Source organism: Variovorax sp. AC103 (assembly GCF_979254005.1).
This window is the reverse complement of record NZ_CEEDFC010000016.1, coordinates 22,833-48,787: the sequence shown is the minus strand read 5'-3', so window position 1 is coordinate 48,787 and position 25,955 is coordinate 22,833. Positions and strand designations below refer to the sequence as shown.

The following is a 25,955-nucleotide window of genomic DNA, read 5'->3' as shown; positions in this document are numbered from 1 at the left end:
GGAAGGGCCGGGGTGGGGGCACGACGGCCTTCGGAGAAGGGCAGCGCCTGATCGAGGGCAGGCCCCCATCCCGACCTTCCCCCAAAGGGGGAAGGAGCAAGCCCCCCCGTCATGATCATCGGCACCGCAGGCCACATCGACCACGGCAAGACCACGCTGGTGCGCGCGCTCACCGGCGTGGACACCGACCGGCTGCCCGAGGAAAAGCGCCGCGGCATCTCCATCGAGCTGGGTTACGCCTACCTGCACGCGCCCGACGGCGTGTCGCTCGGCTTCGTCGACGTGCCGGGCCACGAGCGGCTGCTGCACACCATGCTGGCCGGTGCCACCGGCATCGACCATGCGCTGCTGGTGGTGGCGGCCGACGACGGCGTGATGCCGCAGACGCGCGAGCATCTGGCGGTGGTCGCGCTGCTGGGTGTGCGGGAGGCGACCGTCGCACTCACCAAGATCGACCGCGTCGACGAGGCGGTGCGCGACGCAAGGCTCCACGACGTGCGTGCGGAAATCGACGCCTTGCTCGCGCCCACGGCGCTTTCCAGCGCGCCGGTGCTCGCGATGTCCGCCACCACGGGGGAAGGCATCGACGCATTGCGCACGCGGCTGCTCGATGTCGCACGCGAAGCGCACGCGCGCGAAGACGACCTCGCGTTCCGCCTTGCGGTGGACCGTGCCTTCACGCTGGCGGGTGTGGGCACCGTCGTCACCGGCACCGTCTTCAGTGGCACGGTGCGCATCGGCGACGAGCTGCGCGTGGCGCCCGGCGAGCGCACGGTGCGGGTGCGCGGCATTCACGCCCAGAACAAGCAGGCCGAATCGGCGCACGCGGGGCAACGCTGCGCGCTCGCACTGGCCGGCGTGACGAAGGACGAGGTGCGCCGCGGCGACTGGGTCTGCACCCCGGCGATCGCACTCGCGACGGCGCGCATCGACGTGCTGCTCACGCTCTGGCCGGACGAAGCCAAGCCCCTGCGCTCGGGCGCGACGGTGCATGCGCACATGGGTGCGAGCGATGTGATGGCCTCGGTGGCCTTGCTCGACCGCGATGCGATCGCACCGGGCGAAACCGCGCTGGCCCAACTGGTCTTGCGCGAAGAGGTGGGCGCCTGGCATGGTGACCGCGGCGTGCTGCGCGACGCCTCGGCCACCCGCACCGTGGCCGGCGTGCGCGTGCTCGACCCGTTCGCGCCGGTGCGTTACCGGCGCACGCCTGAGCGGCTGCGCACGCTGGCGGCATGGGCCGTCGACGCGCGCGCCGCGCGTGTGGCCGCGCTGCTGCACAACGCGCCGCTGGGCATCGATGCCGAGCGGCTGGCGCGCGCACTGTCGCTGGCCAGCGAAGCGGCGCTGCCGTGGCCCGGCGACGCGGTGCGCATCGACCGCACGGCCATCGCGGGCATGCACCTGGACGCGCTCGAAGCCCAGGTCATCAACCGGCTCGCCGACTTTCACCAGGGCGCGCCCGACGAGGTCGGCCCCGATGCGCGCCGCCTCAAGCGCCTGGCCGCGCCGCGCACCGACGATGCGCTGTGGCGCCATGCGATCGACGCGCTGCTGGCACGCGGCGCGCTGGTGCGCAGCGGCACCTGGCTGCACCTGCCAGACCATGCGGCACGCCTGAACGAGGCCGAGCAGAAGCTCGCGCAGAAGCTGCTGCCCAGGCTGGCCGACGGCGGCTTCGATCCACCGTGGGTGCGCGACCTGGCGAAGGACTGCGCGGCGAGCGAGCCGATGGTGCGGCAGACGCTCGCAAGCCTCGCGCGCCGCGGCGAGGCCTTCCAGGTGGTGAAGGACTTGTACTATCCGCTGGCGACCGTCGAGCGGCTGGCGGCCATGGCGCGCGATTGCCTCGAAGGGCCGGAGGGCTTGCAGGCGGCGAGCTTTCGCGATGCGACAGGGCTGGGTCGCAAGCGCGCGATCCAGCTGCTGGAATTCTTTGACCGTGTGGGCTATACGCGGCGCGTGAAAGACACGCACCTGCTGCGGCCTGATACGTCGTTGTTCGGGGCGAGCCCGTGAACAGCGCTTATGGGAGGGGATCGTCCCTGGTGGGGCGGCTGGGCTTCAAACCCAGTGGGTGGCGCCAGTCGTCGCCGGGAAGGTTCGACTCCTTCCCCCTTCCGCCGCTTCTGTCTTGCTCCTTCCCCCGCTGGGGGAAGGCTGGGATGGGGGCAAGCGGCGCTGGTTTTTGCGCAGTGCTTCATCGACCGCCGCTTGCCCCTACCCCTGCCCTCCCCCAGAGGGGGAGGGCGAAATGCGGGGAGCTACGGCACCACACGCAGCGAGGGCTCACCGGCCTCTACAAGCCCGATCACCGCAGCCTGCGCAAACCCTTCGTCACGGAAGATCTTCAAAACGCCATCCACCGCTTCAGGCGCACAGCTCACGAGCAGGCCGCCCGAGGTCTGCGGATCGCTCAGCAAATCCTGCGCGGTGGCCGGCAGGCCGGCAGCCAGTTCCACATCGGCCCCATACCCGGTCCAGTTGCGACCCGATGCACCGGTGACGAAACCCTCGGCCGCCATCGCCGCCACGTTGTCGAGCAACGGCACCTTCGACCACTCGACCACCGCAGTGAGCTTTGCCCCCCGCGCCAGCTCGAGCGCGTGTCCGGCCAGCCCAAAGCCCGTCACATCTGTCAGCGCATGCACGCCGTCGAGCGCCGACAGCGCGATGCCCGGCGTGTTGAGCTTGGTCGTGTTGTCGATCAGCTGGCGATAGCCGGCCTCGGGCAACTGCTCTTTCTTGAGCGCGGCCGACAGCACGCCCACGCCCAGCGGCTTGCCCAGCACGAGCACGTCGCCGGCTCTTGCATCGGCATTGCGCCGCACGCGGTCAGGGTGCACCAGCCCCATCGCGACCAGGCCATAGATCGGCTCGACCGAATCGATGGTGTGGCCGCCGGCAATGGGAATGCCCGCCGCGCGGCACACGTCCTGCCCGCCGCGCACGATCTCGGCGATCACTTCCACCGGCAGCTGGTTGATCGGCATGGCGACCAGCGCCAGCGCCATGATCGGCCGGCCGCCCATCGCGTACACGTCGCTGATGGCGTTGGTCGCCGCGATGCGCCCGAACTCGTAGGGGTCGTCCACGATGGGCATGAAGAAGTCGGTGGTGGCGATCAGCGCCTGCTGGTCGTTGAGCCTGTAGACTGCCGCGTCGTCGGCGGTCTCGATGCCCACCATGAGCTCGGGTGGGATCATTCCCCCGGCATGGTTCTTCAGGATCTGCGACAGCACACCGGGTGCAATCTTGCAGCCGCAGCCGCCACCGTGCGAGAAGCTGGTGAGCCGCAGCGGTGCCAGCGGATTCATGGGTCTGGGGGTGGCGGCATCGGTCATGGCAGCGCTTCGGTCGAATGAGACAAGCCGCGATTATCGAAGCCCCGCCCCTGCTGCGCCCCTTCTCCCGAATACACCCTTTTTTCACAACCACCACAGGCCACCTCATGAACAAGCTCTCCCGACTGGCACTTGCGCTCACTGTTTCCCTCGCCAGCTTCGGCGCGCTCGCCCAGGGCGTGCTGCGCGTCTCGGCCATTCCCGACGAGGCGCCCACCGAACTGCAGCGCAAGTTCACGCCGCTGGGCGACTACCTCAAGAAGGAAACCGGCATGGACGTGCAGTTCACGCCCGTGACCGACTACGCCGCCGTGGTCGAGGGCCTGGCGACCAACAAGATCGACCTGGCCTGGCTGGGCGGCTTCACCTTCGTGCAGGCGCGCATCCGCACCAACGGCGGTGCGGTGCCGATCGTGCAGCGCGCGGAAGACGAGGTGTTCACCAGCAAGTTCATCGTGCCCATCGACAGTCCCGCCAAGACCTTGGCCGACCTGAAGGGCAAGACCTTTGCCTTCGGTGCGCCTTCTTCCACCTCGGGCAGCCTGATGCCGCGCTACTTCCTGCTGCAGGCGGGCATCAACCCCGAGAAGGACTTCAAGACGGTCGCGTTCTCGGGCGCGCACGACGCCACGGTGGCTTTCGTGGCCGCATCGCGTGCGGAAGCGGGCGTGCTGAATGCGTCGGTGTGGGACAAGCTGGTCGAGGCCAAGAACCCGAACGCCGCCAAGGTGCGCGTGCTGGCGACCACGCCGACCTACTACGACTACAACTGGACGGTGCGCCCGGGCATGGACCCGGTGCTGCAGAAGAAGCTGACCGATGCCTTCCTGAAGCTAGACCCGGCCAACCCGGCGCACAAGGACATCATGGCGCTGCAGCGCGCGAGCAAGTTCATTCCGACGAAGTCGTCGAACTATGACGGGATCGAGACGGCGGGGAAGTCGGCTGGGTTGATCAAGTGAGCCTGCGCGGATGAGTTTTTCGCTGGAAGGCGTGGGCGTCGTCCACCCCAACGCCCACCGCGCCCTGGCCGGCGTCGCGCTCGCCGCGCGCGACGGCGAACGCATCGCCGTCATCGGCCCCTCGGGTGCCGGCAAGACCACGCTGCTGCGCGTGCTGGGCGCCGCGCTGCGGCCCACCGAAGGCGAAGTGCGGGCACTGGACACCAGCCCCTGGCAACTGCCGGCCGCCGCGCTGAAGAAGCTGCGCGCGCGCATCGGCACCGTGCACCAGTCGCCGCCGATCGCGCCGCGCCTGCGCGTGGTCACGGCGGTGCTCGCGGGGCGGCTCGGCGAATGGTCGACGCTGCGCGCGCTGGGCTCGCTGTTCTACCCCTCCGACATCGCCGGCGCGCACGAGGCACTCTCGCGCCTGTCGATGGAAGACCGCCTGTTCGACCGCTGCGACCGCCTCTCGGGCGGGCAGCTGCAGCGCGTGGGCATTGCACGCGCGCTGTACCAGCGCCCCGCCCTGCTGCTGGCCGACGAGCCCGTGTCGGCGCTCGACCCCACGCTGGCCGACGCCGCCATCGGCCAACTGGTCGCGCAGAGCGACACCACCGGCGCCACGCTCGTGGCCTCGCTGCATGCGGTGGACCTGGCGCTGCGCTGGTTTCCGCGCATCGTCGGCATGCGCAACGGGCAGGTGATGTTCGACCTGCCCGCCGCGCAGGTCACGCCGGCGATGCTCGATGCGCTCTATGCGAGCGAAGGCGGCGTCGCCACGCAACGGCCCCTGCCGCCGGGCGCGACGGCGGAAGCAGCCTTCCAGCGGCCCGACTGCCCGTGAGCACGGCCATCGCCCATCGCGATCCGCACGCAGCGCGCCGCCTGGCCGCGTGGCTCGCCGCGCTCGTCATCGCATGGCCGATGCTGGCGCTGTCCGAATTCAAGCCCTGGGCGCTGTTCGAAGGCGGCAACCTCGCGGTGATCGGCGGCTTTCTCGCGGGCTTCTTTCCGCCCGACGGCTCGCCCGACTTTCTTGCGCTGCTTTTCAAGGCCACGCTCGAGACGCTGGCCATGGCCACGGCCGGCACCGCGCTGGCGCTGCTGATCGGCGCGCCGCTGGGCTTCGTGACCACGCGGGCGCTGTCGATCTCGCGCATCGGCCCGGGCCCCGGCCGGGTGCAGGCCGGCGTGGTGCGGCAGGCCGCGCGCTGGCTGCTGATGGTGCTGCGCGCCATTCCGGAGATCGTGTGGGCGCTGCTGTTCGTGCGCGCGCTCGGGCTCGGGCCGGCGTCGGGCGTGCTGGCGCTGGCCATCACCTACGGCGGCATGCTGGGCAAGGTGTACGCGGAGATCCTCGAATCGACCGACACCCGGCCCGCGCGCGCCCTGCTCGAAAGCGGCAGCGGCCGGTTCTCGGCGCTGTGCTACGGCCTGCTGCCGAACACCGCGCAGGAACTGGCCTCCTACACCGTGTACCGCTGGGAATGCGCGGTGCGCGCCTCGGTCGTGATGGGCTTCGTGGGCGCGGGCGGGCTGGGCCAGCTGATGGACCAGTCGATGAAGATGCTCAACGGCGGCGAGGCGAGCAGCATCCTGCTGGTGTTCCTGGCGCTGGTGCTGCTGGCCGACCTGCTGAGCACTGCCTTGCGGAGGCTGCTGGCATGACCACGTTGTCCCCTCTTCCCGTTCTGCCCCCTCCCCCGCGGCCCTGCTGGCGCTGCCGCATCGCGCTGCTGCTGATCGGCGTGGCGGTGGTGGCGAGCTTTGTCTACCTGGGCATCGACTACCGCGCGCTGGCCTCCTCGGAGTCGCTGCGCCTCATGGGCAAGTTCATCGCGGAGTTCTTCCCGCCCGATGTGTCGCCGGACTTCCTCGCCAAGGTTGGCAACGGCGCGTTGCAGACGCTCGCGGTGTCGGCCCTGGGCACCGTGCTGGCGGCTGTTGCGGGCGCGCTGCTCGCGCTGCCGGCGTCGGGCCGCGCGGGCGGTGTGTTGCGCCATGGCGCGCGCTTTGTCCTCAACTTTCTGCGCAGCGTGCCCGAGCTCGTGTGGGCCGCGCTGATGGTGCTGGCCGCGGGCATCGGCCCTTTTGCCGGGGCGCTGGCCTTGTCGCTGCACACCACGGGGGTGCTGGGCCGCCTGTTCGCCGAAGCGCTGGAGAACGCCCCGCGCGAGCCCGAGCATGCGCTGACGCTCTCGGGCGCCGGCCCGGTCGCGGCCTTCAGCTACGCCAGCCTGCCCATCGTGCTGCCGCAGTGGGTGGCCTACACGCTCTACCGCTGGGAAATGAACATCCGCATGGCGGCCGTGCTGGGCTTCGTCGGCGGCGGCGGGCTGGGGCAGCTGCTGTACTTCCACCTGTCGATCTTCCAGCAGCAGCAGGCGATGACGGTGCTGATCGCGATGTTCGTGCTGGTCACCTTCGTGGACTTGGCGAGCGCTCGCTTGCGAAAGGGCCTAGGCCCGGCGTACGCCTGACAATCGCGGCATGAGGTTCCTCCCATGAGTCATCGCCAGCCCGTGCGCGTGCCCGACCGCCACGCCTTCGACACGCTGATCGACGCCCGCTCGCCGGCCGAGTTCGCGCTCGACCACATTCCCGGTGCCATCAACTGCCCGGTGCTCGACGACGACGAGCGCCGCATCGTCGGCACCATCTACGTGCAGACCGGCGCCTTCGAGGCGCGGCGCATCGGCGGCGCCATGGTGGCGGCCAACATCGCACGGCATCTGCGCGACACCCTGGCCGACCGGCCTGAGAACTGGAAGCCGCTGGTCTACTGCTGGCGCGGCGGCATGCGCAGCGGCTCGATGGTGACTTGGCTGCGCCTCGTGGGCTGGGACGCGCAGCAGCTCGCGGGCGGCTACAAGAGCTTTCGCCGCCACGTGATCACGCAGATCGATACGCTGACCCCGCAGCTAGACCTGCGCGTGGTCTGCGGCGCCACCGGCAGCGCCAAGACCCGCGTGCTGCATGCGCTGGCCGCGCGCGGCGCGCAGGTGCTCGACCTGGAAGATTTCGCGAACCACAAGGGTTCATTGCTGGGCGCGCTGCCGGGCGTAGCGCAGCCCTCGCAGAAGCACTTCGAGACGCGCATTGCGGCGGTGCTCGAAACCCTCGATCTCTCGCGCCCGCTGTATGTGGAAGGCGAGAGCATTCGCATCGGCAGGGTGTCGCTGCCGTTGTCGCTGGTGGCGCGAATGCGCGCGGCGTCGTGCATCGAGGTGGCCGCCACGCCCGAGGCGCGCCTCGCCTACCTGCTGCGCGACTACGCCTACCTGGGCGACGACCGCGGCGCGCTGGCCGACAAGCTCGGGGTGCTGAAGGAGCTGCAGGGCAAGGAAACGGTGGCGCGCTGGCAGCAATGGGCGCACGAAGCAGCCTTGCCGCATCTGTTCGCGGAGCTGATGGCGTTGCATTACGACCCGCATTACGAGAAGTCGCAGGAGCTGCACTTCAAGGCGTGGGACCGGCGACGCAGCGTGGCGGCAACCGATCTGTCGGATCAGGGGATCGAGGCAGTGGCGGATGCGGTGCTGGGGCTGGGCTGAACCGCAAACCCGTCCGCATAGAGCACCCCACGCGGCGCGCGGCACAGCCCCCAGAACCGCAGCCCGCTGAGTTCGGCCATGCGCACGCCCATCGAGGTCGGCGCGGAAATGGTGGCCATCGCCGCAACGCCCAGGCGCGCGCACTTGCGCACCAGCTCGTGGCTGCCGCGGCTGGACATCAGCACGAAGCCCGGTTCTTCAAGTCGGCCCGCCCGCGCGAGCTTGCCGAGCAGCTTGTCGAGCGCGTTGTGACGTCCCACGTCTTCCATCAGGTCGGTGAGCTCGCCGTCGACCGTGGCCCATGCGGCTGCGTGGATGGCACCCGCCTCGGCGTTGAGCACCTGGCGCGGCGGCATGGCCGCGAAGGCGCGCAGCACGGTGGCCAGGTCGATGCGCTCGATCCATGCGCGTGGCGGCACGCGCTGTGGCGTGAGGTCGAGTCCCGCGAAGCTTTCGACGCCGCACACGCCGCAGCCGGTGCGCCCGGCGAGGCTGCGGCGGCGGTCCTTGAGGCGTTCGAAGCTGCGGGTGGAAATATCGAGCTGCACCTCGATGCCGGGCATGCCGTCGGGCAGGCCGGCGTCGGAGGCATCGACCACCTGCACGTCGATGCCGCGGCAGTCCGCCGCGGTGTCGAGGATGCCTTCGCTCAGCGAGAAGCCCAATGCGAAGGCCTCCAGGTCTTGCGGCGTGGCCATCATCACCGCGTGCGATACGCCGTTGAACACCAGTGCCACCGGCACTTCGGCCGCCAGCGTGTCGTCGCGCACCACGCCCTCGGGCGCGAGGCCGCGCTCGCCGACGACGTGCACGGCATGCCGCACAAGCGACGGCAGGGGGTCTGTTTCGGTGGTGTCTGTCATGGCCTCGGCCATTGTCCGCTCAGCCGGGGTTTTCGTCAGCCGGCAATGTGTCGACCAGGGCACGCCCGGCATCGGTGAGGTGCGCAACCCAGCGGTCGTCGAGCTGCACCACGCGCACCCAGCCGGGCCCGCGCACGCCGCCGATGGCGGCGTCGCCCATCAGCGTGAGCTGGCGCATCACCACGCTGGCGCCCTGCCCCAGCCGCTTGCCCAGGCGCGGCAGCGACATGCCGCGCTCGCCCGGCGCCTCGGCCAGCGCGCGCAGGATGGCGACGGCAACGGCATCGGCGTCGAAGGCGGCAGCAGTCATGCCGCCACGGTATCGGCGTCAGCAGGCGCGGCTGCGGGCGCCACATGCAGCGACAGCACCACGGGAATGGACTTGGAGGTCGGCGTGCCCGCGTTCTCCGCCACCGACGACAGCGGCACCAGCGGATTGGTCTCGGGGTAGTACGCCGCCAGGTTACCGCGCGGAATGTCGTAAGCCACCAGCATAAAGCGGTCGGCCCGGCGCTCCTGGCCGTCGCTCCACACGGTCTGGATGTCGACCCAGTCGCCGTCCTTCATGCCCAGCTGGCGGATGTCTTCCTTGTGGATGAACACCACGCGGCGCTGGCCGAACACGCCGCGGTAGCGGTCGTCCATGCCGTAGATGGTGGTGTTGTACTGGTCGTGCGAGCGCGTGGTCAGCAGCGTGAAGACGATGGTGTCGCCCTTCTTCGCGAAGCGCGCGCGGGCGCGATGGGCGTGCGTGTCCAGCGGCACGGCGTGGGTGAAGAACACGGCCTTCTTCGACGCGGTGTTCCACACGCGCTCGCTCGCCGTGTTGCGCAGCCGAAAGCCGCCGGGGTGCGCCACGCGGGCATTGAAGTCCTTGAAGTCGTCGAACACGGCTTCTATCTTGTCGCGGATGCGCGCGTAGTCCTCGACGAGCCAGAGCCACGGCGTCCTGCTGCGCGCGCCGATGGTGGCGGCGGCCAGCCGCGCCACGATGGCCGGCTCGGACAGCAGCTGCTCCGACGCGGGCGGGTTGATGCCCATCGAGATGTGCACCATGCTCATCGAATCTTCCACCGTCACGCCCTGCGGGCCATTGGCCTGCATGTCGATCTCGGTGCGGCCCAGGCACGGAAGAATGAGGGCCTCGCGTCCGTGGATCACGTGGCTGCGGTTGAGCTTGGTGGTCACGTGCACCGTGAGGTCGCACTTCTGCAGGCCTTTCCAGGTCTGGTAGGTGTCGGGCGTGGCGGCCGCGAAGTTGCCGCCGAGCGCGAAGAACACCTTGCCCTTGCCGTCGAGCATCAGCCGGATGGCCTCGACCGTGTCCACGCCGTTCTCGCGCGGCGGCTCGAAGCCGAACACCTGCTGCAGCCGGTCGAGCAGCGCCGCCGGCGGCTTTTCCCAGATGCCCATGGTGCGGTCGCCCTGCACGTTGCTGTGGCCGCGCACCGGGCACGCGCCCGCGCCTTCACGACCCATGTGGCCGCACAGCATGAGCCAGTTGCCGATCATCTGGATGGTGGCCACCGAATGCTGGTGCTGCGTGATGCCCATGCCCCAGCAGGCGATGACCCGCTTGGCGCCCAGGTACACGTCGGCCGCGGCGCGGATCTGCGCTTCGCTCAGGCCCGACTCCTGCACCAGGATGCTCCACGACTCGGCGCGCAGGTCGTCGGCCAGGGCCTCGAAGCCGGTGGTGTGGGTGGCGATGAATTCATGGTCGAGCACCGACGGCTCTCCCCGCGCCACGGCCGCGTCCTCGCGCTCGATGACGTGCTTCATCATCCCCTTGACGGCGGCAAAGTCGCCGCCCACGCGCAGCTGGAAGTAGTGCGTGCTGATGGGCGTGGAGCCCATGGTCGCCATCTCGAGCTTGTCCTGCGGGTCGGCGAATCGCTCCAGCCCGCGCTCGCGCAGCGGGTTGAAGCTCACGATGCGCGCCCCGCGCTTCGACGCCGCGCGCAGCTCGCCGAGCATGCGCGGATGGTTGGTGCCGGGGTTCTGGCCGAAGATGAAGATGGCGTCGGCCTTCTCGAAGTCTTCGAGTGTGACCGTGCCCTTGCCCACGCCGATCTGCGGACGCATGCCGCTGCCGCTGGGCTCGTGGCACATGTTCGAGCAGTCGGGGAAGTTGTTGGTGCCGTACTCGCGCACGAACAGCTGGTACAGAAAGGCGGCCTCGTTGCTCGCGCGGCCCGAGGTGTAGAAGATGGCCTGGTTCGGGTCGGGCAACGCGTTCAGGTGCCCGGCGATGCGCGCAAAGGCGTCGTCCCACTCGATGGGCACGTACTTGTCGCTGGCCGCTTCGTAGGCCATGGGGTGCGTGAGGCGGCCCTGGTCTTCGAGCCAGAAATCGCTCTGCTCGGCCAGTTGCGCCACGGTGTGTTTTGCAAACAGCTCGGGCCCGGCGCGGCGCGCGGTGGCTTCGGCGGCCACGGCCTTCACGCCGTTCTCGCAGAACTCGAAGGTCGAGGCATGGTTGCGGTCGGGCCAGGCGCAGCCGGGGCAGTCGAAGCCGTCGGGCTGGTTGGCCGACAGCAGCGTCTTCGCGCCCTTGATGGGAATGTCCTGGCGCAGCAACGCGTTGGTGACGCTGCGCAACGCGCCCCAGCCACCGGCGGGGCCCTTGTAAAACTCGATCTTCTGCTCGCTCATGCCGGGAGTGTTCGTCCCTCGGGTGCCGCCGTCAAATTGGATTGGCACATGCAGCGATTCAAAATGGAAATGAAGGCCCCCCGCCGAACAGCCAGGCTTTGCCGTTCTTTCTTCAGTGGTAGTCGTCTTCGCGCTGGTGCCTGACCGCAGCCACGACGATCGAGTCGCTCGCCTCGATTTCGAACAATGCGACATAACCGCTGGCGCCGAACGGGATCACAAGTTCGCGGATGAAGGGGCTGTCGCCTGCCTTGCGGCAAGTGAATGGCGAAAAAGCGAGTGCGGCAATGCCGTGCTCAATGGCATCGAGAGCCCGCGAGGCCAGTTCCAGGTCACCGCCCCTTTCGAGTTCCCGCTCGAGAACGAAGTCGTACAACCGCTCCAGATCTTCAACAGCCTGGCGCGTGAACCGGACCGCGTAACTCACCGGCGCGCCGCGTCCTGCCGCTTCTTCGCCGATTCAAGCTTTGTCTTCAGTCGATCAACCACCTCGCCGGCGTCGACATAGTCACCGCTGCGACGCGCGCTGGCGAGTGACTTCACACCGCGCGCCACAAATTCGGCCTGGCTCTTTCGCTGGAGCACACAGGCGCGAACGGCCGTCTCGACGAACTGGGACAAGGACTCGCCCTTGCCAAGCACCTGCTCGACTTCGTCCCGAAACTCGGGCTCCACACGCACGGAAGGAATGGTGGCGGTTTTCATCGCCAAAGTGTATCGCTTATGCGATACACGGACATCACCCGCGCGCGCCCTGCATCAGCAGCCCGCGCAGCCTGCTGCGCAGCGGCGTCTCCTCGACCGCCTGCACACCCGCGATGTCGCGCAGCGCGAAGTCGCGGCTCTCGGCGTTGTGCAGGTCGATTTCGCGCACCACCTGGCCGTTGCTGTACACGAAGGCCACGTCGGCCAGCGCGAGCACGTCCTCGATGTCGTGCGTGATCATCAGCACGGGAATGCCCCAGTCCTTGCGCACCTGGGCCAGCTCGGAGCGCAGCTCGGCGCGCAGCATGGGGTTGAGCGCGGCAAAGGGCTCGTCGAGCAGCAGCACCTGCGGCTCGCAGGCCAGCGCGCGGGCGAGCGCCACGCGCTGCTGCTGGCCGCCCGACAGCTTCTGCGGCCGGCTGTCGGCCAGCGCCGCGAGGCCGAAGCTGTCGAGCAGGGCCTGCACGCGCCCGGCGTCCTTCGCGGGCGGCTTGCGGCGGTGCCAGGCGGTCAGGCCGAAGGACACGTTCTCGCGCACGCTCAGGTGCGGGAACAGCGCGTAGTCCTGGAACAGGTAGCCCACGCGGCGCGCCGGCGCGGGCACGTCTATGCCCTGGGCCGAGTCGTACAGCGTGCGGCCGTCCAGCCGCACATGGCCCGACGCGGGATGCAGCAGGCCGGCAATGGCCTGCAGCGTGAGCGACTTGCCCGCGCCCGACGGGCCGTAGAGGGCGGCGAAGGGCACGTCGGTCTGAAAGCGCACGGCGAGGTCGAAGCGTCGTGCCCCGTCCTTCACCGACAGTTTCAGATCGACATCGATCATGGCTTGCCGAAGCCGTAGCGCGTGAGGACTTCCTGGGCCGCGGGTGTCGACAGGAAGGCCACGAAGTCAGCGGCCAGCACCTTCTGCCTGCTGTCGGCCACCACGGCGATCGGGTAGGTCACGGGCGTGTGGCCGGTGGGCGTGAAGGCGATCTTCACCTTGTCGCCGGCGACGGCCGCATCGGTGCGGTAGACGAAACCGGCCTCGACCTCGCCGCGGCTCACGTAGTCGAGCACCTGGCGCACGCTGTCGGCCTGCACGAACTTGGGCTCGAGCGAGGTCCACAGGTTGGCGCCGTCCAGCACCTGCTTGGTGTAGCGGCCGACCGGCACGGTGGCGACCTTGCCGACGGCGATCTTCTTCACGTTGGCGCCGCCCAGGTCCTGCAGCGTCTTGACGCCCACGGCGCCCTGCGTGGGCTCGACGAGCACCAGGCTGTTGGTGACGAAGTCCTTGCGGGTGGCGGTGTCGATCAGCTTCTGCTCGACGGCACGGTTCATGGTGTCCTGGTCGGCGCTGGCGAACAGGTCCACGGGCGCGCCCTGGCCGATCTGCTGCAGCAGCACGCCGGAGGCGGCGAAGTTGAAGCGCACCGTGGCACCCGACCTGGCGGCCTCGAACCTGGCGCCGATTTCCTTGAACGCGTCGGTCAGGCTGGCGGCGGCCGACACGGTGATCTGCTGCGCAGCGGCGGCCAGCGGCAGGGCAAGCGCCACGACCACGCATGCGAGTGACAAGAGACGGAACGGACGCATGTGCAACACCTTACAAGAATGAAATCAGCGAAGTGAAAAGAAGCGGTTCGACAGCACCAGCACGGTGATCGACAGCACCGAGGTCACGATGACCAGCAGCAGCGCCAGGTCGTCATGCCCGGCCTGCACCGCGTCGTAGATGGCCATCGACAGCGTCTGGGTCTGCTTGGGGATGGAGCCCGCCACCATCAGCGACGCGCCGAACTCGCCCATGGCCCGCGCGAACGCGAGCAGCGTGCCGGCCAGGATGCCGGGCCAGGCCAGCGGCAACGTCACGCGCAGGAACACGGACAACGGCGACTGCCGCAGCGTGCTGGCCGCCGCTTCGAGCGAGCGGTCGACATTCGCGAAGGCGGCGCTGGCCGACTTCAGCACCAGGGGCAGCGCCACCACGGCCGAGGCCACCACGGCGCCGTGCCAGCTGAAGATGATGGTGTAGTCGAGGTGCTCGCGCAGCCACGCGCCCAGCGGGCTGCGGCGGCCGGCGGCCACCAGGATGGCGTAGCCGATCACCGTGGGCGGCAGCACCAGCGGCAGCATGAACACGGCCTCCAGCACGGTGCGCCCGAAGAAACGCTTGCGCGCGAACACCAAGCCCAGCGCCACGCCGGCCACCAGCGCGAGCACGGTCGCGACGGCGGCGACCTTGAGCGACAGCACCAGCGGGAACCAGTCGGTCGAAGCGATGAGCGAGTTCGTCGTGTTCATGAAAATACGGCGGGATTGTTACACGGTGAGGCTCAACGTTCACACGGGGGTGCGCAAAACCATGAGTCTTCATATACTGAGGAATACAGCGTAGGAGACCGTCCCCATGCGCCAATCCGCCCACGACACCGTTGTCCGCTCGATCTCCGGCCGGCCGGAGCTTCGCCATGTGACGCGGGTGCAGGAATGGCGCATCGAGCGCGCCATGGACGCCGGCGGCTTCGTGCTCTCCATCACCGGGCCCGACGGCGCGAGCCAGTGCTTCTTCGTGGCCGACGCGGACGCCGACGACATTGGCGAGGTGCTGCGCCGGCAAGCTGCCTGGATCGACCATCGGGCGCAGTGACGCGCATGCAGCGCGCAGAGGGAGCCCCTGGCGCCCCCTGCAGCGGTTCAGGCCATCCGGTCGTCGGAGCGGATGCGCTGCAGCGGGTCGAGCCTGCCACCGAACCAGCCCACGCGCTCGGTCTGGCGCACGTCGAACCTGGGCACGCAGGGCTTGATGTCGAGCATGGGCGTGCCGTCCATCATGTCGTTGCCGCTGAAGTGCAGCGTGGTACCGTCCACCGATACGAGCCGCACAGGGCAGCAGACAACGGCTGCCGGCGCTGGACTCATGGCGCCAGCAGCCGGGTCAGCGCGCGGATGTCCGCCGCAGTGGCCAGCCGCGCCGCGTTTTCGATGGCGCGGTAGTGCTTGACGATGTCTTCGCCCACCGGCGTGAGCGCGGTACCGCCGCCGCGCGAGCCGCCGGCCGCTGTGTTCACAGCGGGCGAGGCCAGCGCATGGTTCATCTCGTCGATCAGCATCCAGGCACGGCGGTACGACATGCCGAGCAGCCGGGCGGCCGCGGAGATCGAGCCGGTCTCGGCCACGGCTTCGAGCACGGCGATCTTGCCGGGACCGATGGCGATGGTGTCGTCCCGGTAGACGCGCAGGCGGAACTGGACTTTGGATTTCATGTGGGCACGAAGCGTAAACCAATGCGGGCCGTCATTGTCCGCCCGCGGCCAGCCATCGCCCCGGTTCGTCGCTATGCAAGACTGAATACGGCGCGCCACCTTCGACCTGGCGGCAACGCCGAAGCCGGGCTGTTCGGTGGCCCGGCTGGCGGCGAGCGAGGTGTTCGCCGCGCGGCCTTCGGGCCGCTGACCGGTCAAGCCGGCCAAAGGTTCAGAAAGGTCAGCCGAAGAACTTGGCCGCGCTGACCAGGGTCTTGTAGACGCCCCACGCCAGGGGAATGCCCACGGCGATCCAGGCCAGCGCCACCACCAGCGGGCTCACCGCGTCGGCGCGGCCCGAGCCGCTGCCCACTTCGGCGGCCGAGGCCTTTTCGTGCGCCAGCTTCTTCTCGACGGCCAGTTCGGCGTCGGTCATGAAGTGCTTGTCGGCCACCGGACGCACCAGCAGGTTGGCGATGAAGCCGATCACCAGCATGCCCACCAGGATGTACATGGTCTGGTTGTAGACCTGCTCGCGCGGCAGGCCCAGGCCCAGCTGGTACTCGCGCATGTAGTTCACCACCACCGGCCCGAGGATGCCGGCCGTGGCCCATGCGGTGAGCAGGCGGCCGTGGATGGCGCCCACGAACTGCGTGCCGAACAGGTCGGCCAGGTAGGCCGGCACGGTGGCAAAGCCGCCGCCGTACATCGACACGATGACGCAGCACGCGCCCACGAACAGCAGCTTGCTGCCCGCGCCGGCCGACGAGGGAATGCTCGCGTACAGCACGGCGCCGAGCACGAAGAACACCGTGTAGGTGAGCTTGCGCCCCAGCTTGTCCGACAGGCTGGCCCACACGAAGCGACCGCCGATGTTGAACAGCGACAGCAGCGCGGTGAAGCCGCCCGCCACCACCGCGATGGCCGCGAGCTGCGCCTTGTCGAGCTGGCCGTACTTGGCCGGCAGGTCGATCAGCGCGCCGCCGAACACCTCCTGCAGCATCGGCGAGGCCATGCCGATCACGCCGATGCCGGCGCTCACGTTCATGCACAGCACCAGCCACACGAGCCAGAACTGGGGAATGCCCCAGACCTTCTTCACGTGCACGTGGCGCTGGGTGATCATGGTGTTGCTGGTCTGCGCCGGGTGCGGCGTCCAGCCTTCGGGCTTCCAGCCCGAGGGCGGCACGCGGTAGCCCAGCGCGCCGGCCATCATGAAGACGAAGTAGCCGAGCGCCATGACCACGAAGGTCTGCATCACGCCCACGTCGGTGGCGGTGCCGAAGCGCTTCATCAGGTCGACCGCCAGCGGCGAGCCGATCATCGCGCCGCCGCCGAAGCCCATGATGGCCATGCCGGTGGCCATGCCGCGGCGGTCGGGGAACCACTTGATCAGCGTGCTCACCGGCGAGATGTAGCCCAGGCCCAGGCCGATGCCGCCGATCACGCCCGAGCCGAGGATCATCAGCCAGAACTGGTGCAGGTGGATGCCCAGCGCCGACAGCAGCATGCCGCCGCACCAGCACACGGCCGACACCACGCCGGCCTTGCGCGGGCCGGCCCGTTCGAGCCAGCCGCCCCACAGCGCTGCGGAGCAGCCGAGGAACACGAAGAACAGCGTGTACATCCAGCCGAGCGTGGCCACGCGCCAGTCGCAGGTGGTGGCGAAGAGCTCGGCGAAGAAGCTCATGTCCTTGGCGCAGGCCTGCGCGCCGGTGCCCGCGGTGCCGAGTGCCTTCGACAGCGGCAGCCAGAACACCGAGAAGCCGTAGGCCATGCCGATGCACAAATGAATGGCCAATGCGGCGGGTGGCACCAGCCAGCGGTTGAAGCCCGGGCCCGCGATGATGCGTTCCTTGTCGAGGAAGCCGGGTTGCTGCTGCAATCCGCCTCCGTTGATGCGCTCTCCCTCGAGAACGCCTGCAGATGAACCCGCCATATTTCTCCTAGTTCGCCGGATGTGTAAGTAATTGCTGATCCGGGCCGCGGAGTGTGAGTGAACGCTTTGATCTGCGTCAAATTCGATCAACGCATGGCCCGATTCAATAAGTAAATGAACCGCCCGTTCACTGCCCGAGCGTGCCGCTGTGCTGCTGCACCTGGGCCTGCCACTCGGGCGTCTGCATGAAGGCCAGCGCGGCCTCGAGCGCGCGCGAGGAGCGCACGCCGTCCTGCGTCATGAAGCCGATGGGCGTGCGCACCTCGGGTGCCACCAGCGGCAGCGCCTCCAGTTCGCGGTGGCTGCGCACGGCCGCGACCATGCCGCCGGGCAGCACGCTGCTGACGGTGCCCACGCTCACGGCCAGCGCCAGCGTCAGCACCGAGTTGGTCTCGATGGCCGGCGTGACCGGCACGCCGGCTTCGCGCAGCGCCTGGTCGACGATGGTGCGGTTGTGCATGTCGGGCGTGAGCAGGCACAGCGGCAGCTTGCCGGCCTCGGCCCAGGTCATGGGCTTGCCGATGCGCAGCTGGTCGGTCGACGCCTTGCGGGCGCGGCGCAGCAAGAAATAGTGCTCGATGCTCTGCGGCCATGCCGTGAGCTTGACGCCCGGCAGGTGCATGCGCTCGGTGTAGCCGAGCGCGAGGTCGATCGACAGGCTTTCGAGCCCCGTCTCCAGCTCCTGCGAGCTCATCGACAGCACGGCCGGCACGATGCCCGCATGCCGCTGTTGCAGCATGGCCGCGAAGCGCGACAGCATGGGGATGGCCGTGGGCACGGCCGCCATGCGCAGGCGCCCATGGGGGTCGCCGTCTGCGCTGCGCAGTTCCTGCAGCAGCACTTCGTTGTCCCTCAGCATGCGTTGCGCCGTGGCCAGCACGCGCTCGCCCTCGTGCGTGAGGCCGACGTACACGCGGGCGCGCTTGACGATGACCACGCCGAATTCGCCCTCCAGGGCACGCAGCGCATTCGACAAGGCAGGCTGCGTGATGTGGCAGGCCTGCGCTGCGCGGCCGAAGTGCTTGTGCTCGTTCAGCGCCACCAGGTAGCGCATGGAGGCGAGCAGGTTCATCCGCTTGCTCTCTAGGTGTTCTTGCTGATCGAGATCGTCGGGAACTTCGACGAGAAGTCCTTGGCCTTCTCGGCAATGCCCACGGCCACGCGACGGGCCACGTCCTTGTAGAGAACGGCAACGTCGCTGTCGGGCTCGGACACCACCGTCGGCGCGCCACTGTCCGCCTGCAGGCGAATCTTGATGTCCAGCGGCAGCGCGCCGAGGTACTCCATCTGGTATTCGGCCGCCATCTTCTTGCCGCCGTCCGCGCCGAAGATGTGCTCCGCATGACCGCAGTTCGAGCAGATGTGCACTGCCATGTTTTCCACGATGCCCAGGATCGGCACGCCGACCTTCTCGAACATCTTGATGCCCTTCTTGGCGTCGAGCAGCGCGATGTCCTGCGGCGTGGTGACGATCACCGCGCCCGTCATCGGCACGCGCTGGCTCAGCGTGAGCTGGATGTCGCCGGTGCCCGGGGGCATGTCGACGATCAGGTAGTCGAGGTCTTTCCAGTTGGTCTGGCGCAGCAGCTGCTCCAGCGCCTGCGTGGCCATGGGACCGCGCCAGATCATGGCCTGGTCCTGGTCGACCAGGAAGCCGATCGACATCACCTGCACGCCATGGCGCTCCATGGGCTCCATGGTCTTGCCGTCGGCGCTGTCGGGGCGGCCTTCGATGCCCATCATCATGGGCTGGCTGGGGCCGTAGATGTCGGCGTCCAGCAGGCCCACCGTGGCGCCTTCGGCGGCGAGGGCGAGCGCCAGGTTGGCGGCCGTGGTGCTCTTGCCCACGCCGCCCTTGCCCGAGGCCACCGCGATGATGTTCTTCACGTTGGGCATCAGCTGCACGCCGCGCTGCACCGCGTGGCTGATGACCTTGGTGAGGATGTTGACCGACACGTTCTCCACGCCGGGTACCGCCTTCGCGGCTGCCACCAGCGCTTTTCGGATGGCCGCGTGCTGGCTCCTGGCGGGGTAGCCGAGCTCGAGCTCGAACGACACGTCGCCCTCTGAAATCTGCAGGTTCTTGAGCGACCGGCTCGCCACGAATTCCTTGCCGGTGTTAGGGTCTGCGACGGCCTTGAGCGCGTCCATGAGCCCTTCTGGGGTGAGTGCCATTGATCTAACTCCTGAATGGCGGGTAGTCTAGTTCGCTCTCCAAGGCCACACCGCACGGCCTCCCAATAGCCTGAAACAATAAAAATGCCAGAGACACCCCCCGTCACCGGGCTCCTGCTCACCGGAGGCGGCGCCCGGGCCGCCTACCAGGTGGGCGTGCTGGAGGCCATTGCAGACATCCGGCGCGCCGCCGGCCCCGCGGTCACCGGCACCGGCAACCCCTTCCCCGTCATCACCGGCACCTCGGCGGGCGCCATCAACGCGGCCGCGCTGGCCTGCGGCGCCGACAACTTCGACGCCATGGTGGCGCACATCGCCAAGGTCTGGCGCGAGTTCCGCGCCGAGCAGGTGTACCGCGCCGATTCGCTCTCGGTCATCGGCAGCGGCACGCGCTGGCGCATGCTGCTCGGCCTGGGGCGCTTCGCGGCCAACTGGATGCGCATCAAGCCGAAGTCGCTGCTCGACAACCAGCCGCTGGCCGAGCTTCTGCAGCGCATGGTGCCGCTGGACCGGCTGCCCCGGCTGATGGCCGAAGGCCACGTGCAGGCGCTGGCCGTGACGGCGTCGAGCTACAGCTCGGGAGAGCACGTCACCTTCTTCGAGGCGGCCGTGCCCATGGAGCCCTGGGTGCGCTCGCAGCGCCTGTCGGTGCGCGACCGCATCACGCACATGCACCTGCTGGCCTCCTCGGCCATTCCCTTCGTGTTCCCGGCCACCGCGCTGCCGATGCAGCAAGGCCACACCGAGTACTTCGGCGACGGCTCGATGCGGCAGTCCGCGCCCATCGCCGCGGCCATCCACCTGGGTGCGCAGCGCATCCTGGTGATTGGCGCGGGCCGCATGCACGAGCCGCGCGAGAGCCCGGGGCCCAACACGCACAGCGGCTACCCGACCATGGCGCAGATCGCGGGCCATGCGCTCTCGAGCATCTTCCTGGACGCACTGGCGGTGGACATCGAGCGCCTGCGCCGCATCAATCACACGCTGGGGCTGATTCCCGAGGAGGCGCGCGCGGCGAGCGCGCTGCGTCCGCTCGACCTGCTGGTGATCTCGCCCTCGGAGCGCCTGGACGTGATCGCGGCGCGCCATGTGGACGCGCTGCCCGGCGCGGTGCGGCACCTGCTGGGCGGCTCGAAGGTCGCGGCCGACGTGAAGGGCGGCGCCCTGGCGAGCTACCTGCTGTTCGAGTCGGCCTACACGCGCGAGCTGATGGCGCTCGGGCGGACCGACGCCATGGCGCAACGCGACGAGGTGCTGCGCTTCTTCGGCTGGAATACGGCCTGACGCGCCCTCAGTGCGCGGCGCCCCGGGCCGACACCAGCGCCGACATCGCCTGCAGCAGCTTCTCCGCCGCCACCGGCTTGAACAGCACCGGCACGCCCGATTCACGCACGCGCTGCAACCGGTGCGGCGCGGTCTCGCCGGTCACCAGCAGCAGGGGCACCTGTCCGTGCAGTTGCTGTTGCAGCCGCAGCCCGGCATCGAGCCCGTCGGCGCCGTCGGCCAGCCGGTAGTCGCACAGCAGCATGTCGAAGGGCCGGTGCTCGGCCTGCGCGCGCGCCAGTTCGTCGACCGCGCCGGCCTCGTCGGCCACGCTGCGCACGTCGATCGCATGAAAGTGCAGCAGGCCGGTCATGGCGGCGCGAATGTCGGCCTCGTCGTCGATCAGCAGCACGCGGCGCGGCAAGCCCGCAGGCGCCCCGGCGGGCGGCTGCGGCGCGGCGGCGTCGCTCTGCGCGCTGACCGGTACGCCCGGCGGCGGCTCGGCCACCGGCACCACCACCCGCAAGCGCGTGCCGCGGCCAAAGCGCGACTGGAGCTGCACCGGATGTCCCAGCAGCCGCGACAGCCGCTGCACGATCGACAGGCCGATGCCCAGCCCGCGCGAGCGGTCGCGCCCCAGGTTGCCCACCTGGTAGAACTCCTCGAAGATGCGGCCCGACTGCTCGGGCGCGATGCCCATGCCGGTGTCGCGCACCTCGATCCACACCGCGTTGCCACGCTCGCGCGCCATCACGGTCACACCGCCGCGCGACGTGTACTTGAGCGCGTTGTCGACCAGGTTCGACAGCATGCGGTGCAGCAGCTCGGGGTCGCTGCGCACCCACAGGCGACTGGCCCGCACGCGCAGCTGCAGCGCCTTCTGCTCGGCCGGCGGGCCGAAGGTGAAGTTCATCCGCACGAACAGCGCATCGAGCTGCACCGGGCGCACCACGGGCGTGACCACGCCGGCGTCGAGCCGGGACACGTCGAGCATGGTGTCCAGCGACATGCCCAGCGCATCGACGGCGCGCATCAGGCGCTCGGCGTTCCGGCCTTCGGGGCGGTCGCTCAGCTCGTTGCGCAGCGCCGCGCCGAACAGCGCAATGGCGTGCAGCGGCTGGCGCAGGTCGTGGCTCGCCGTGCCCAGGAAGCGGGTTTTCTCGGCGCTGGCGCGTTCGGTGGCGGCGATCTGCTCGCCCAGGCGCGCGGCCAGCGCCTCGTTCTCGAAGCGCAGCACCAGCGCGTCGGTGAGGATGCGGTTCTGCCGGATGCCGGTGCGCAAGGTGAGGCCCAGGTGCGCCGCACCGAAGGCCGCGAGGAAGACGTGCAACGCATCGCGCTGCCAGGCCAGCGCCACGATCAGCCCCAACATCATCGGCAGGCCGTAGCCGAACAGCGCGGGTTTCAGGGGCCACAGCGCCTGCATGGCGCGGGTCCAGCTGCTCATGATCACGACCACCAGCAGCGTGGTGATGGGCAGGTTGTCGCCTGAAATCACGAACAGGGGCGCCGGCGCCGTGGCGGTGCTGACCAGCGTGACCAGCCGCGTGTACTTGCGCGCCCAGTACGGGCTGTCGGCCACCGGAATGCCCGGATGCCAGCCGGGCGTGAGCAGCGCGTAGAGATCGACCGCGGCGATCACCGCCAGCCAGAACAGCGCCCATTGCGTGCCGTATTGCAGGTAGAAAGCGATGCCCAGCGCACAGGCAAAGCACAGGTGCGCGCTGAGCGACACGCGGCGCGACGCATACACCGAGGCCACGTGCTCGCGCAGCACGCGCTGGCCGAGCTCGCGGTCGTCGAGCGGCGCGACGGCGGCCGCAGTCATGGCGCGGCGCGGCGGGCGCCGAGGCACTGCGGGGAAACGAGGTCGCGGGTGGTCACCCGCTCATGCTATCGGCGAGGCTGCGGCGCGACAGTGCCATTGGTCATGGAGGCACCGTCGCCGCGGCGTGCCTGCTGGCGCAGGCCGAGCCCCGGCCGGGTGTTGTCGGCCGCGAGCACCAGCATCGAGCGCAGCAGCAGGGCCACCATGCAGACGATGGGCGCCAGCGCCAGCAGGCGGCCCGGCTCGAACGCCAGCCCGGCCCCCACGCCGACGGCGCAGCCGGTCTTGATCCACGGCGCCACGGCGTCCCAGCCGCGCCGGTGCGCCACCGCGAACCCGATCAGCGCGATCCAGCCGAACAAGCCGCCGATCACCGAGAAGACCCAGCTCGACAGGTAGTACGCCGAGTCCAGGTCGCGAAACGCGATCGCCGTGCCCAGCCCTTGCCAGGTGTGGCGGTAGCCGTCAAACAGGAAGAAGCCGGTGGCCGATGCGGCCCACCAGAAGAACGCGTAGAGGCTGGCGGCGCCAGCCAGGACGGCGAGCCACGCCAGCGCGCGCCGGGTGATGTCGTCGAAGGGCATGTGGTCGCGCCACGCCGCGAGGTGTCCGTTGTCCATGGCCGGTGCTCCATTGATGTGTGCAATGGGTACGACGTTAGAGGCGCCGTGTGCGGTCCGCGTGAAGACTGTGTGAAGTGGTGCACGCAGGAGACCATTGCCAGCCATCAGCCGGCTCGGCTGGCAAACCCCCGCAATCAGCCCGCTTCGGAGATACCCAGCTCGGCGCACACGCGCCCCAACAGCGCCTTCAGCGATGCCACCTCGGTTTCGAGCCGTGCCACGTTGGCCTTCAGCGCCGCGACCTCGCCCAGCGACACGTCGTGCGCGGCATACGGCGCATCGGACCCGGGACCGGCGACCTCTTCCGCCGGCGCGCCGCTCAGCAGGTGCGCCCACCGGCTTTCGCGCGCACCGGGCAGGCGGGCGAGCTTGACCACCAGCGCGCCGGCCTCGCGCTCGGCCAGCTCGTTCAGGAAGCCCTCGACCGACGAGATGTCGGCAAAGTTGTGCATGCGGTCGCAGGCAATGCGCAGTTCGCCCGCCGTCTGCGGGCCGCGCAGCATCAGCACGGTCAGCAAGATGACCGACTGCGACGGAATGCGCAGCACGCGGTCGGTGTTGTGCTCGTAGCGAAAGGCGCGCCCGCCGCTGGTCTCGGCCACGAGGCTGTAGCCCTTCAGGCTGTCGATGGCGGCCTGCACCTGCGACTCGGTGAGTTCGAGCACCGGGTTGCGGCTGGTCTTCTGGTTGCAGCCCGACACCAGCGAGTTGAGCGTGAGCGGGTAGCTGTCGGGCACGGTGCGCTGCTTTTCGGCCAGCACGCCGAGGACACGGGTTTCGAGGAGGGACAGGACGGGAAGAGGTGTCGAGGACATGGCAGCTCAAAAAAGAAACGCCACCGGAGCATGGCCCCGGCAGCGTACACGTGTTCAGCGATGGCTTTGCGCCATCGGTGTCATTCGCAGGCCGTTACTTGGTCACGGCGAGGCTGGTTTCCTGAACGCCCTTCTTGCCGGTGGCGGCGTCCACGAGCTGCAGCTTGTTGCGCGCATACATGACGCCCATCTTCACTTCCTGCCAGATGTAGTACGACATGCCCGGCTGGGTGTCGACGGTCAGTGTGTCGGTGTTCTCGGCCGTCGAGGCGATGGTGTGCTTGCCCGGCGCGACTTCCTTGTAGAGGAAGGTCTTCGAGGCGGTCTGGCCGATGGGTTTGCCGTCGACGGAGACGTCCATCTTCACCGAGCCGCCCATCGACTCGTTGCGATAGATGTACAAGGCCGACCTGTCGGCCGCAGGCGCGGCGAACTTCTTCACTGCCGCATCCTGCTCGGCATTGCCCATGCTCACGGATGCGCATCCGACCAGATTGAGCGCGGCGATGGCCACTGCGGTGGCGACGAGAAACTTCTTCATTGGAAACCCTCCAGGCTTGTTTTTGATATGACAGCACCGCCTGCCAATCAGGCGCGTGCGGCCAGCACTGTAGCCGCGCGCGTCGCCCTTTGAAGTTCCTGCCGGCCGAATTTTTTCAGCCCTGGGGAATTGGTTGCTTTCTTCTACCTCAGCCGCCGTTGATACGGCTGACCAGCGCCTTCGTGAACGCCGCCGTGCCCGCCGTGCCGCCCAGGTCGCCGGTGCGCACCTTGTCGATGTTCAGCGTCTCGTCGATGGCCTTGCGCAGGCGCGTGGCCAGCTCGGGCAGCTTGACGTGATCGAGCATCAGTGCGGCGGCCAGCATGATGGCCGTCGGGTTGGCGATGCCCTTGCCGGCGATGTCGGGTGCGGAGCCGTGCACCGCCTCGAAGATCGCCGCGTCGGCGCCGATGTTGGCACCCGGCGCCATGCCCAGGCCGCCCACCAGGCCCGCCACCAGGTCGGACAGGATGTCGCCGAACAGGTTGGTGGTGACCAGCATGTCGAACTGCCAGGGGTTGAGCACCAGCTTCATCGCGCAGGCGTCGATGATGACTGTGTCGAGCTCGAACTTGCCCTTGTACTTCTGCTCGTACAGGTCGAGGCCGGTCTCCAGGAAGATGCCCGTGAGCGCCTTCATGATGTTGGCCTTGTGCACGATGGTGACCTTCTTGCGGCCCGTGGCCACGGCCGTCTCGAAGGCGTACTCCAGCAGGCGGCGGCTGCCCTGGCGGGTGTTGATGCCGGTGGCCATGGCCACGGCATGGGGGTCGCCGTCGATCGGCACGTAGTGCTCGTGGCCGATGTACAGGCCCTCGAGGTTCTCGCGCACCACCACGAGGTCGATCTTGTCGTAGCGGCCGCCGGGAATGATGGTGAGCGCGGGGCGCAGGTTGGCGTACAGCTGGAACTCCTCGCGCAGCCGCACGTTCGACGAGCGGTAGCCGCCGCCCGACGGCGTTTCCAGCGGGCCCTTCAGGGCCAGGCGGGTGCGGCGGATGCTGTCCAGCGTGGCCACGGGCAGCGGGTCGCCGGCGGCCACCACGCCGCCGAGGCCGGCGATCTGGCGGTCCCACACGAAGGGCGCCTTCAGCGCGTCGAGCGCGGCCAGGGTGGCGTCGACGATCTCGGGGCCGATGCCATCGCCAGGAATGAGGGTTGCGGGAATGGGAGTGGTCATCGGCGGCGTCTCGCTTTCTGTATCAGGGGCTGGAGCATACGTCTCGCGCGAGACACCCTGCGACCTCGTGGGTCACTCGTGGCCGGGGATTTCGGGGTCGAGCAGCGAGGCACGCGCCACCACCCGTCCCGGCCGTAGCAGCGCGCCGGGCGCAATGCCCGCATTGGCGCCGATGCGCACACCGTCGCCGATGAGCGCGCCGAACTTCTCGCAGCCCGTGGGCTGCAGCGCCCCGCCCTCGCCGCTGCGCACGAAGATCTCCTTCGCCGCGCGGGAGCTCCCAGGGCAGCGATGCGGCC

At 69.1% G+C, this 25,955-nt stretch carries 28 protein-coding genes and 1 tRNA gene; 9 read left to right on the top strand and 20 right to left on the bottom strand.

Features of this window, described 5'->3' with window-relative positions; genetic code table 11:
- Positions 1-111 precede the first annotated feature (111 nt).
- Together selB and AC0IYU_RS22215 are read left to right on the top strand one after the other, a co-directional pair.
- On the top strand, positions 112-2,019 hold the full coding sequence (gene selB, locus AC0IYU_RS22220; RefSeq protein WP_472121130.1) for a selenocysteine-specific translation elongation factor: 1,908 nt from the start codon (positions 112-114) through the stop codon (positions 2,017-2,019).
- Between the two features lie 11 nt (positions 2,020-2,030).
- Positions 2,031-2,123 (top strand) — tRNA-Sec (locus tag AC0IYU_RS22215).
- Between the two features lie 141 nt (positions 2,124-2,264).
- Here the strand turns inward: AC0IYU_RS22215 and selD are convergent.
- Positions 2,265-3,317 carry a selenide, water dikinase SelD gene (selD, locus tag AC0IYU_RS22210; RefSeq protein ID WP_472121367.1) on the bottom strand — a complete coding sequence of 351 codons (1,053 nt, stop codon included), beginning with the start codon at positions 3,315-3,317 and terminating at the stop codon, positions 2,265-2,267.
- A gap of 134 nt (positions 3,318-3,451) precedes the next feature.
- On the opposite strand from selD, the gene AC0IYU_RS22205 reads away from it, so the two are divergent.
- From AC0IYU_RS22205 to mnmH, 5 genes are read left to right on the top strand one after another with little or no spacing between them, the layout of a single operon-like run.
- The gene (locus AC0IYU_RS22205) at positions 3,452-4,306 is read left to right on the top strand and encodes a putative selenate ABC transporter substrate-binding protein (RefSeq protein WP_435484727.1); all 855 of its coding nucleotides are present in this window, start codon (positions 3,452-3,454) and stop codon (positions 4,304-4,306) included.
- A 10-nt stretch (positions 4,307-4,316) separates the two neighbouring features.
- The gene (locus tag AC0IYU_RS22200) at positions 4,317-5,132 is read left to right on the top strand and encodes a phosphonate ABC transporter ATP-binding protein (RefSeq protein ID WP_472121127.1); all 816 of its coding nucleotides are present in this window, start codon (positions 4,317-4,319) and stop codon (positions 5,130-5,132) included.
- The gene (locus tag AC0IYU_RS22195; RefSeq protein WP_472121125.1) at positions 5,129-5,956 is read left to right on the top strand and encodes a PhnE/PtxC family ABC transporter permease; all 828 of its coding nucleotides are present in this window, start codon (positions 5,129-5,131) and stop codon (positions 5,954-5,956) included. The genes AC0IYU_RS22200 and AC0IYU_RS22195 overlap by 4 nt, the downstream gene beginning before the upstream one ends.
- Positions 5,953-6,768 carry a phosphonate ABC transporter, permease protein PhnE gene (gene phnE / locus AC0IYU_RS22190; protein ID WP_472121122.1) on the top strand — a complete coding sequence of 272 codons (816 nt, stop codon included), beginning with the start codon at positions 5,953-5,955 and terminating at the stop codon, positions 6,766-6,768. Before AC0IYU_RS22195 ends, phnE begins: the two co-directional genes overlap by 4 nt.
- 24 nt (positions 6,769-6,792) lie before the next feature.
- Positions 6,793-7,842, top strand: a complete 1,050-nt coding sequence (gene mnmH, locus AC0IYU_RS22185; RefSeq protein ID WP_472121120.1) for a tRNA 2-selenouridine(34) synthase MnmH — start codon at positions 6,793-6,795, stop codon at positions 7,840-7,842.
- Here the strand turns inward: mnmH and fdhD are convergent.
- The 8 genes from fdhD to modB form a co-directional block, all read right to left on the bottom strand.
- Entirely contained in the window at positions 7,797-8,705 is a 909-nt protein-coding gene (fdhD, locus tag AC0IYU_RS22180; RefSeq protein ID WP_472121118.1) for a formate dehydrogenase accessory sulfurtransferase FdhD, read from the bottom strand. The two genes, mnmH and fdhD, sit on opposite strands and share 46 nt — an antisense overlap.
- A gap of 19 nt (positions 8,706-8,724) precedes the next feature.
- Positions 8,725-9,015 (bottom strand): hypothetical protein, encoded by a 291-nt coding sequence (locus AC0IYU_RS22175; RefSeq protein WP_472121115.1) that lies wholly within the window; start codon positions 9,013-9,015, stop codon positions 8,725-8,727.
- Positions 9,012-11,360 (bottom strand): FdhF/YdeP family oxidoreductase, encoded by a 2,349-nt coding sequence (locus tag AC0IYU_RS22170; RefSeq protein WP_472121113.1) that lies wholly within the window; start codon positions 11,358-11,360, stop codon positions 9,012-9,014. The genes AC0IYU_RS22175 and AC0IYU_RS22170 overlap by 4 nt, the downstream gene beginning before the upstream one ends.
- A gap of 112 nt (positions 11,361-11,472) precedes the next feature.
- Positions 11,473-11,787 carry a type II toxin-antitoxin system RelE/ParE family toxin gene (locus tag AC0IYU_RS22165; RefSeq protein WP_472121111.1) on the bottom strand — a complete coding sequence of 105 codons (315 nt, stop codon included), beginning with the start codon at positions 11,785-11,787 and terminating at the stop codon, positions 11,473-11,475.
- Positions 11,784-12,065, bottom strand: coding sequence for a YlcI/YnfO family protein (locus AC0IYU_RS22160; RefSeq protein ID WP_435484736.1), 282 nt, complete (start codon positions 12,063-12,065; stop codon positions 11,784-11,786). Before AC0IYU_RS22160 ends, AC0IYU_RS22165 begins: the two co-directional genes overlap by 4 nt.
- 34 nt (positions 12,066-12,099) lie before the next feature.
- The gene (locus AC0IYU_RS22155; RefSeq protein WP_472121108.1) at positions 12,100-12,888 is read right to left on the bottom strand and encodes an ABC transporter ATP-binding protein; all 789 of its coding nucleotides are present in this window, start codon (positions 12,886-12,888) and stop codon (positions 12,100-12,102) included.
- A complete protein-coding gene (gene modA, locus AC0IYU_RS22150) occupies positions 12,885-13,643 on the bottom strand; it encodes a molybdate ABC transporter substrate-binding protein (RefSeq protein WP_472121106.1) in 759 nt (252 codons plus the stop codon). The genes AC0IYU_RS22155 and modA overlap by 4 nt, the downstream gene beginning before the upstream one ends.
- A 24-nt stretch (positions 13,644-13,667) precedes the next feature.
- Entirely contained in the window at positions 13,668-14,351 is a 684-nt protein-coding gene (modB, locus tag AC0IYU_RS22145; protein WP_472121103.1) for a molybdate ABC transporter permease subunit, read from the bottom strand.
- Between the two features lie 106 nt (positions 14,352-14,457).
- On the opposite strand from modB, the gene AC0IYU_RS22140 reads away from it, so the two are divergent.
- On the top strand, positions 14,458-14,697 hold the full coding sequence (locus AC0IYU_RS22140) for a hypothetical protein (RefSeq protein ID WP_472121101.1): 240 nt from the start codon (positions 14,458-14,460) through the stop codon (positions 14,695-14,697).
- A 47-nt stretch (positions 14,698-14,744) separates the two neighbouring features.
- Here the strand turns inward: AC0IYU_RS22140 and AC0IYU_RS22135 are convergent, their stop codons facing one another.
- From AC0IYU_RS22135 to apbC, 5 genes are all read right to left on the bottom strand, one after another.
- Positions 14,745-14,969 carry a TrmO family methyltransferase domain-containing protein gene (locus tag AC0IYU_RS22135; protein WP_472121098.1) on the bottom strand — a complete coding sequence of 75 codons (225 nt, stop codon included), beginning with the start codon at positions 14,967-14,969 and terminating at the stop codon, positions 14,745-14,747.
- A complete protein-coding gene (locus AC0IYU_RS22130) occupies positions 14,966-15,313 on the bottom strand; it encodes a winged helix-turn-helix domain-containing protein (protein ID WP_116910874.1) in 348 nt (115 codons plus the stop codon). Before AC0IYU_RS22130 ends, AC0IYU_RS22135 begins: the two co-directional genes overlap by 4 nt.
- Before the next feature lie 220 nt (positions 15,314-15,533).
- Positions 15,534-17,231, bottom strand: coding sequence for an OFA family MFS transporter (locus AC0IYU_RS22125; protein WP_472121096.1), 1,698 nt, complete (start codon positions 17,229-17,231; stop codon positions 15,534-15,536).
- Positions 17,232-17,358: 127 nt separating this feature from the next.
- The gene (locus AC0IYU_RS22120) at positions 17,359-18,303 is read right to left on the bottom strand and encodes a LysR substrate-binding domain-containing protein (protein WP_472121095.1); all 945 of its coding nucleotides are present in this window, start codon (positions 18,301-18,303) and stop codon (positions 17,359-17,361) included.
- Positions 18,304-18,314: 11 nt separating this feature from the next.
- Positions 18,315-19,406, bottom strand: coding sequence for an iron-sulfur cluster carrier protein ApbC (apbC, locus tag AC0IYU_RS22115; RefSeq protein ID WP_435484742.1), 1,092 nt, complete (start codon positions 19,404-19,406; stop codon positions 18,315-18,317).
- Positions 19,407-19,490: 84 nt separating this feature from the next.
- Between apbC and AC0IYU_RS22110 the strand changes: the two genes are divergently transcribed.
- The gene (locus tag AC0IYU_RS22110; protein ID WP_472121093.1) at positions 19,491-20,690 is read left to right on the top strand and encodes a patatin-like phospholipase family protein; all 1,200 of its coding nucleotides are present in this window, start codon (positions 19,491-19,493) and stop codon (positions 20,688-20,690) included.
- Between the two features lie 7 nt (positions 20,691-20,697).
- Here AC0IYU_RS22110 and AC0IYU_RS22105 read toward each other — a convergent pair whose 3' ends face one another.
- From AC0IYU_RS22105 to AC0IYU_RS22080, 6 genes are all read right to left on the bottom strand, one after another.
- Positions 20,698-22,497, bottom strand: a complete 1,800-nt coding sequence (locus AC0IYU_RS22105; protein WP_472121090.1) for an ATP-binding response regulator — start codon at positions 22,495-22,497, stop codon at positions 20,698-20,700.
- 65 nt (positions 22,498-22,562) lie between these two features.
- On the bottom strand, positions 22,563-23,117 hold the full coding sequence (locus tag AC0IYU_RS22100; protein WP_472121088.1) for a hypothetical protein: 555 nt from the start codon (positions 23,115-23,117) through the stop codon (positions 22,563-22,565).
- Between the two features lie 137 nt (positions 23,118-23,254).
- Positions 23,255-23,935, bottom strand: a complete 681-nt coding sequence (locus AC0IYU_RS22095; RefSeq protein ID WP_435436079.1) for a YceH family protein — start codon at positions 23,933-23,935, stop codon at positions 23,255-23,257.
- 94 nt (positions 23,936-24,029) lie between these two features.
- Positions 24,030-24,476, bottom strand: a complete 447-nt coding sequence (locus AC0IYU_RS22090; protein ID WP_472121086.1) for a DUF2846 domain-containing protein — start codon at positions 24,474-24,476, stop codon at positions 24,030-24,032.
- A 148-nt stretch (positions 24,477-24,624) separates the two neighbouring features.
- Positions 24,625-25,656: an isocitrate/isopropylmalate dehydrogenase family protein gene (locus AC0IYU_RS22085; RefSeq protein ID WP_472121084.1), complete on the bottom strand. Its 1,032-nt coding sequence runs from the start codon at positions 25,654-25,656 to the stop codon at positions 24,625-24,627.
- Positions 25,657-25,728: 72 nt separating this feature from the next.
- On the bottom strand, positions 25,729-25,908 hold the full coding sequence (locus AC0IYU_RS22080; protein WP_472121082.1) for a hypothetical protein: 180 nt from the start codon (positions 25,906-25,908) through the stop codon (positions 25,729-25,731).
- Between the last annotated feature and the right edge of the window lie 47 nt (positions 25,909-25,955).

Excerpts from the sequence above, each read along its gene's own strand:
- apbC (WP_435484742.1), bottom strand. The coding sequence starts at position 19,406 with ATGGCACTCACCCCAGAAGGGCTCATGGACGCGCTCAAGGCCGTCGCA.
- AC0IYU_RS22120 (WP_472121095.1), bottom strand. The coding sequence starts at position 18,303 with ATGAACCTGCTCGCCTCCATGCGCTACCTGGTGGCGCTGAACGAGCAC.
- AC0IYU_RS22100 (WP_472121088.1), bottom strand. The coding sequence starts at position 23,117 with ATGGACAACGGACACCTCGCGGCGTGGCGCGACCACATGCCCTTCGAC.
- AC0IYU_RS22205 (WP_435484727.1), top strand. The coding sequence starts at position 3,452 with ATGAACAAGCTCTCCCGACTGGCACTTGCGCTCACTGTTTCCCTCGCC.
- AC0IYU_RS22110 (WP_472121093.1), top strand. The coding sequence starts at position 19,491 with ATGCCAGAGACACCCCCCGTCACCGGGCTCCTGCTCACCGGAGGCGGC.
- fdhD (WP_472121118.1), bottom strand. The coding sequence starts at position 8,705 with ATGACAGACACCACCGAAACAGACCCCCTGCCGTCGCTTGTGCGGCAT.
- AC0IYU_RS22130 (WP_116910874.1), bottom strand. The coding sequence starts at position 15,313 with ATGAAATCCAAAGTCCAGTTCCGCCTGCGCGTCTACCGGGACGACACC.
- modA (WP_472121106.1), bottom strand. The coding sequence starts at position 13,643 with ATGCGTCCGTTCCGTCTCTTGTCACTCGCATGCGTGGTCGTGGCGCTT.
- selD (WP_472121367.1), bottom strand. The coding sequence starts at position 3,317 with ATGAATCCGCTGGCACCGCTGCGGCTCACCAGCTTCTCGCACGGTGGC.
- AC0IYU_RS22170 (WP_472121113.1), bottom strand. The coding sequence starts at position 11,360 with ATGAGCGAGCAGAAGATCGAGTTTTACAAGGGCCCCGCCGGTGGCTGG.
- AC0IYU_RS22175 (WP_472121115.1), bottom strand. The coding sequence starts at position 9,015 with ATGACTGCTGCCGCCTTCGACGCCGATGCCGTTGCCGTCGCCATCCTG.
- AC0IYU_RS22090 (WP_472121086.1), bottom strand. The coding sequence starts at position 24,476 with ATGAAGAAGTTTCTCGTCGCCACCGCAGTGGCCATCGCCGCGCTCAAT.
- AC0IYU_RS22160 (WP_435484736.1), bottom strand. The coding sequence starts at position 12,065 with ATGAAAACCGCCACCATTCCTTCCGTGCGTGTGGAGCCCGAGTTTCGG.
- AC0IYU_RS22140 (WP_472121101.1), top strand. The coding sequence starts at position 14,458 with ATGCGCCAATCCGCCCACGACACCGTTGTCCGCTCGATCTCCGGCCGG.
- AC0IYU_RS22125 (WP_472121096.1), bottom strand. The coding sequence starts at position 17,231 with ATGGCGGGTTCATCTGCAGGCGTTCTCGAGGGAGAGCGCATCAACGGA.
- AC0IYU_RS22200 (WP_472121127.1), top strand. The coding sequence starts at position 4,317 with ATGAGTTTTTCGCTGGAAGGCGTGGGCGTCGTCCACCCCAACGCCCAC.
- mnmH (WP_472121120.1), top strand. The coding sequence starts at position 6,793 with ATGAGTCATCGCCAGCCCGTGCGCGTGCCCGACCGCCACGCCTTCGAC.
- selB (WP_472121130.1), top strand. The coding sequence starts at position 112 with ATGATCATCGGCACCGCAGGCCACATCGACCACGGCAAGACCACGCTG.
- AC0IYU_RS22085 (WP_472121084.1), bottom strand. The coding sequence starts at position 25,656 with ATGACCACTCCCATTCCCGCAACCCTCATTCCTGGCGATGGCATCGGC.
- AC0IYU_RS22105 (WP_472121090.1), bottom strand. The coding sequence starts at position 22,497 with ATGACTGCGGCCGCCGTCGCGCCGCTCGACGACCGCGAGCTCGGCCAG.
- AC0IYU_RS22155 (WP_472121108.1), bottom strand. The coding sequence starts at position 12,888 with ATGATCGATGTCGATCTGAAACTGTCGGTGAAGGACGGGGCACGACGC.
- AC0IYU_RS22135 (WP_472121098.1), bottom strand. The coding sequence starts at position 14,969 with ATGAGTCCAGCGCCGGCAGCCGTTGTCTGCTGCCCTGTGCGGCTCGTA.
- AC0IYU_RS22095 (WP_435436079.1), bottom strand. The coding sequence starts at position 23,935 with ATGTCCTCGACACCTCTTCCCGTCCTGTCCCTCCTCGAAACCCGTGTC.
- phnE (WP_472121122.1), top strand. The coding sequence starts at position 5,953 with ATGACCACGTTGTCCCCTCTTCCCGTTCTGCCCCCTCCCCCGCGGCCC.
- modB (WP_472121103.1), bottom strand. The coding sequence starts at position 14,351 with ATGAACACGACGAACTCGCTCATCGCTTCGACCGACTGGTTCCCGCTG.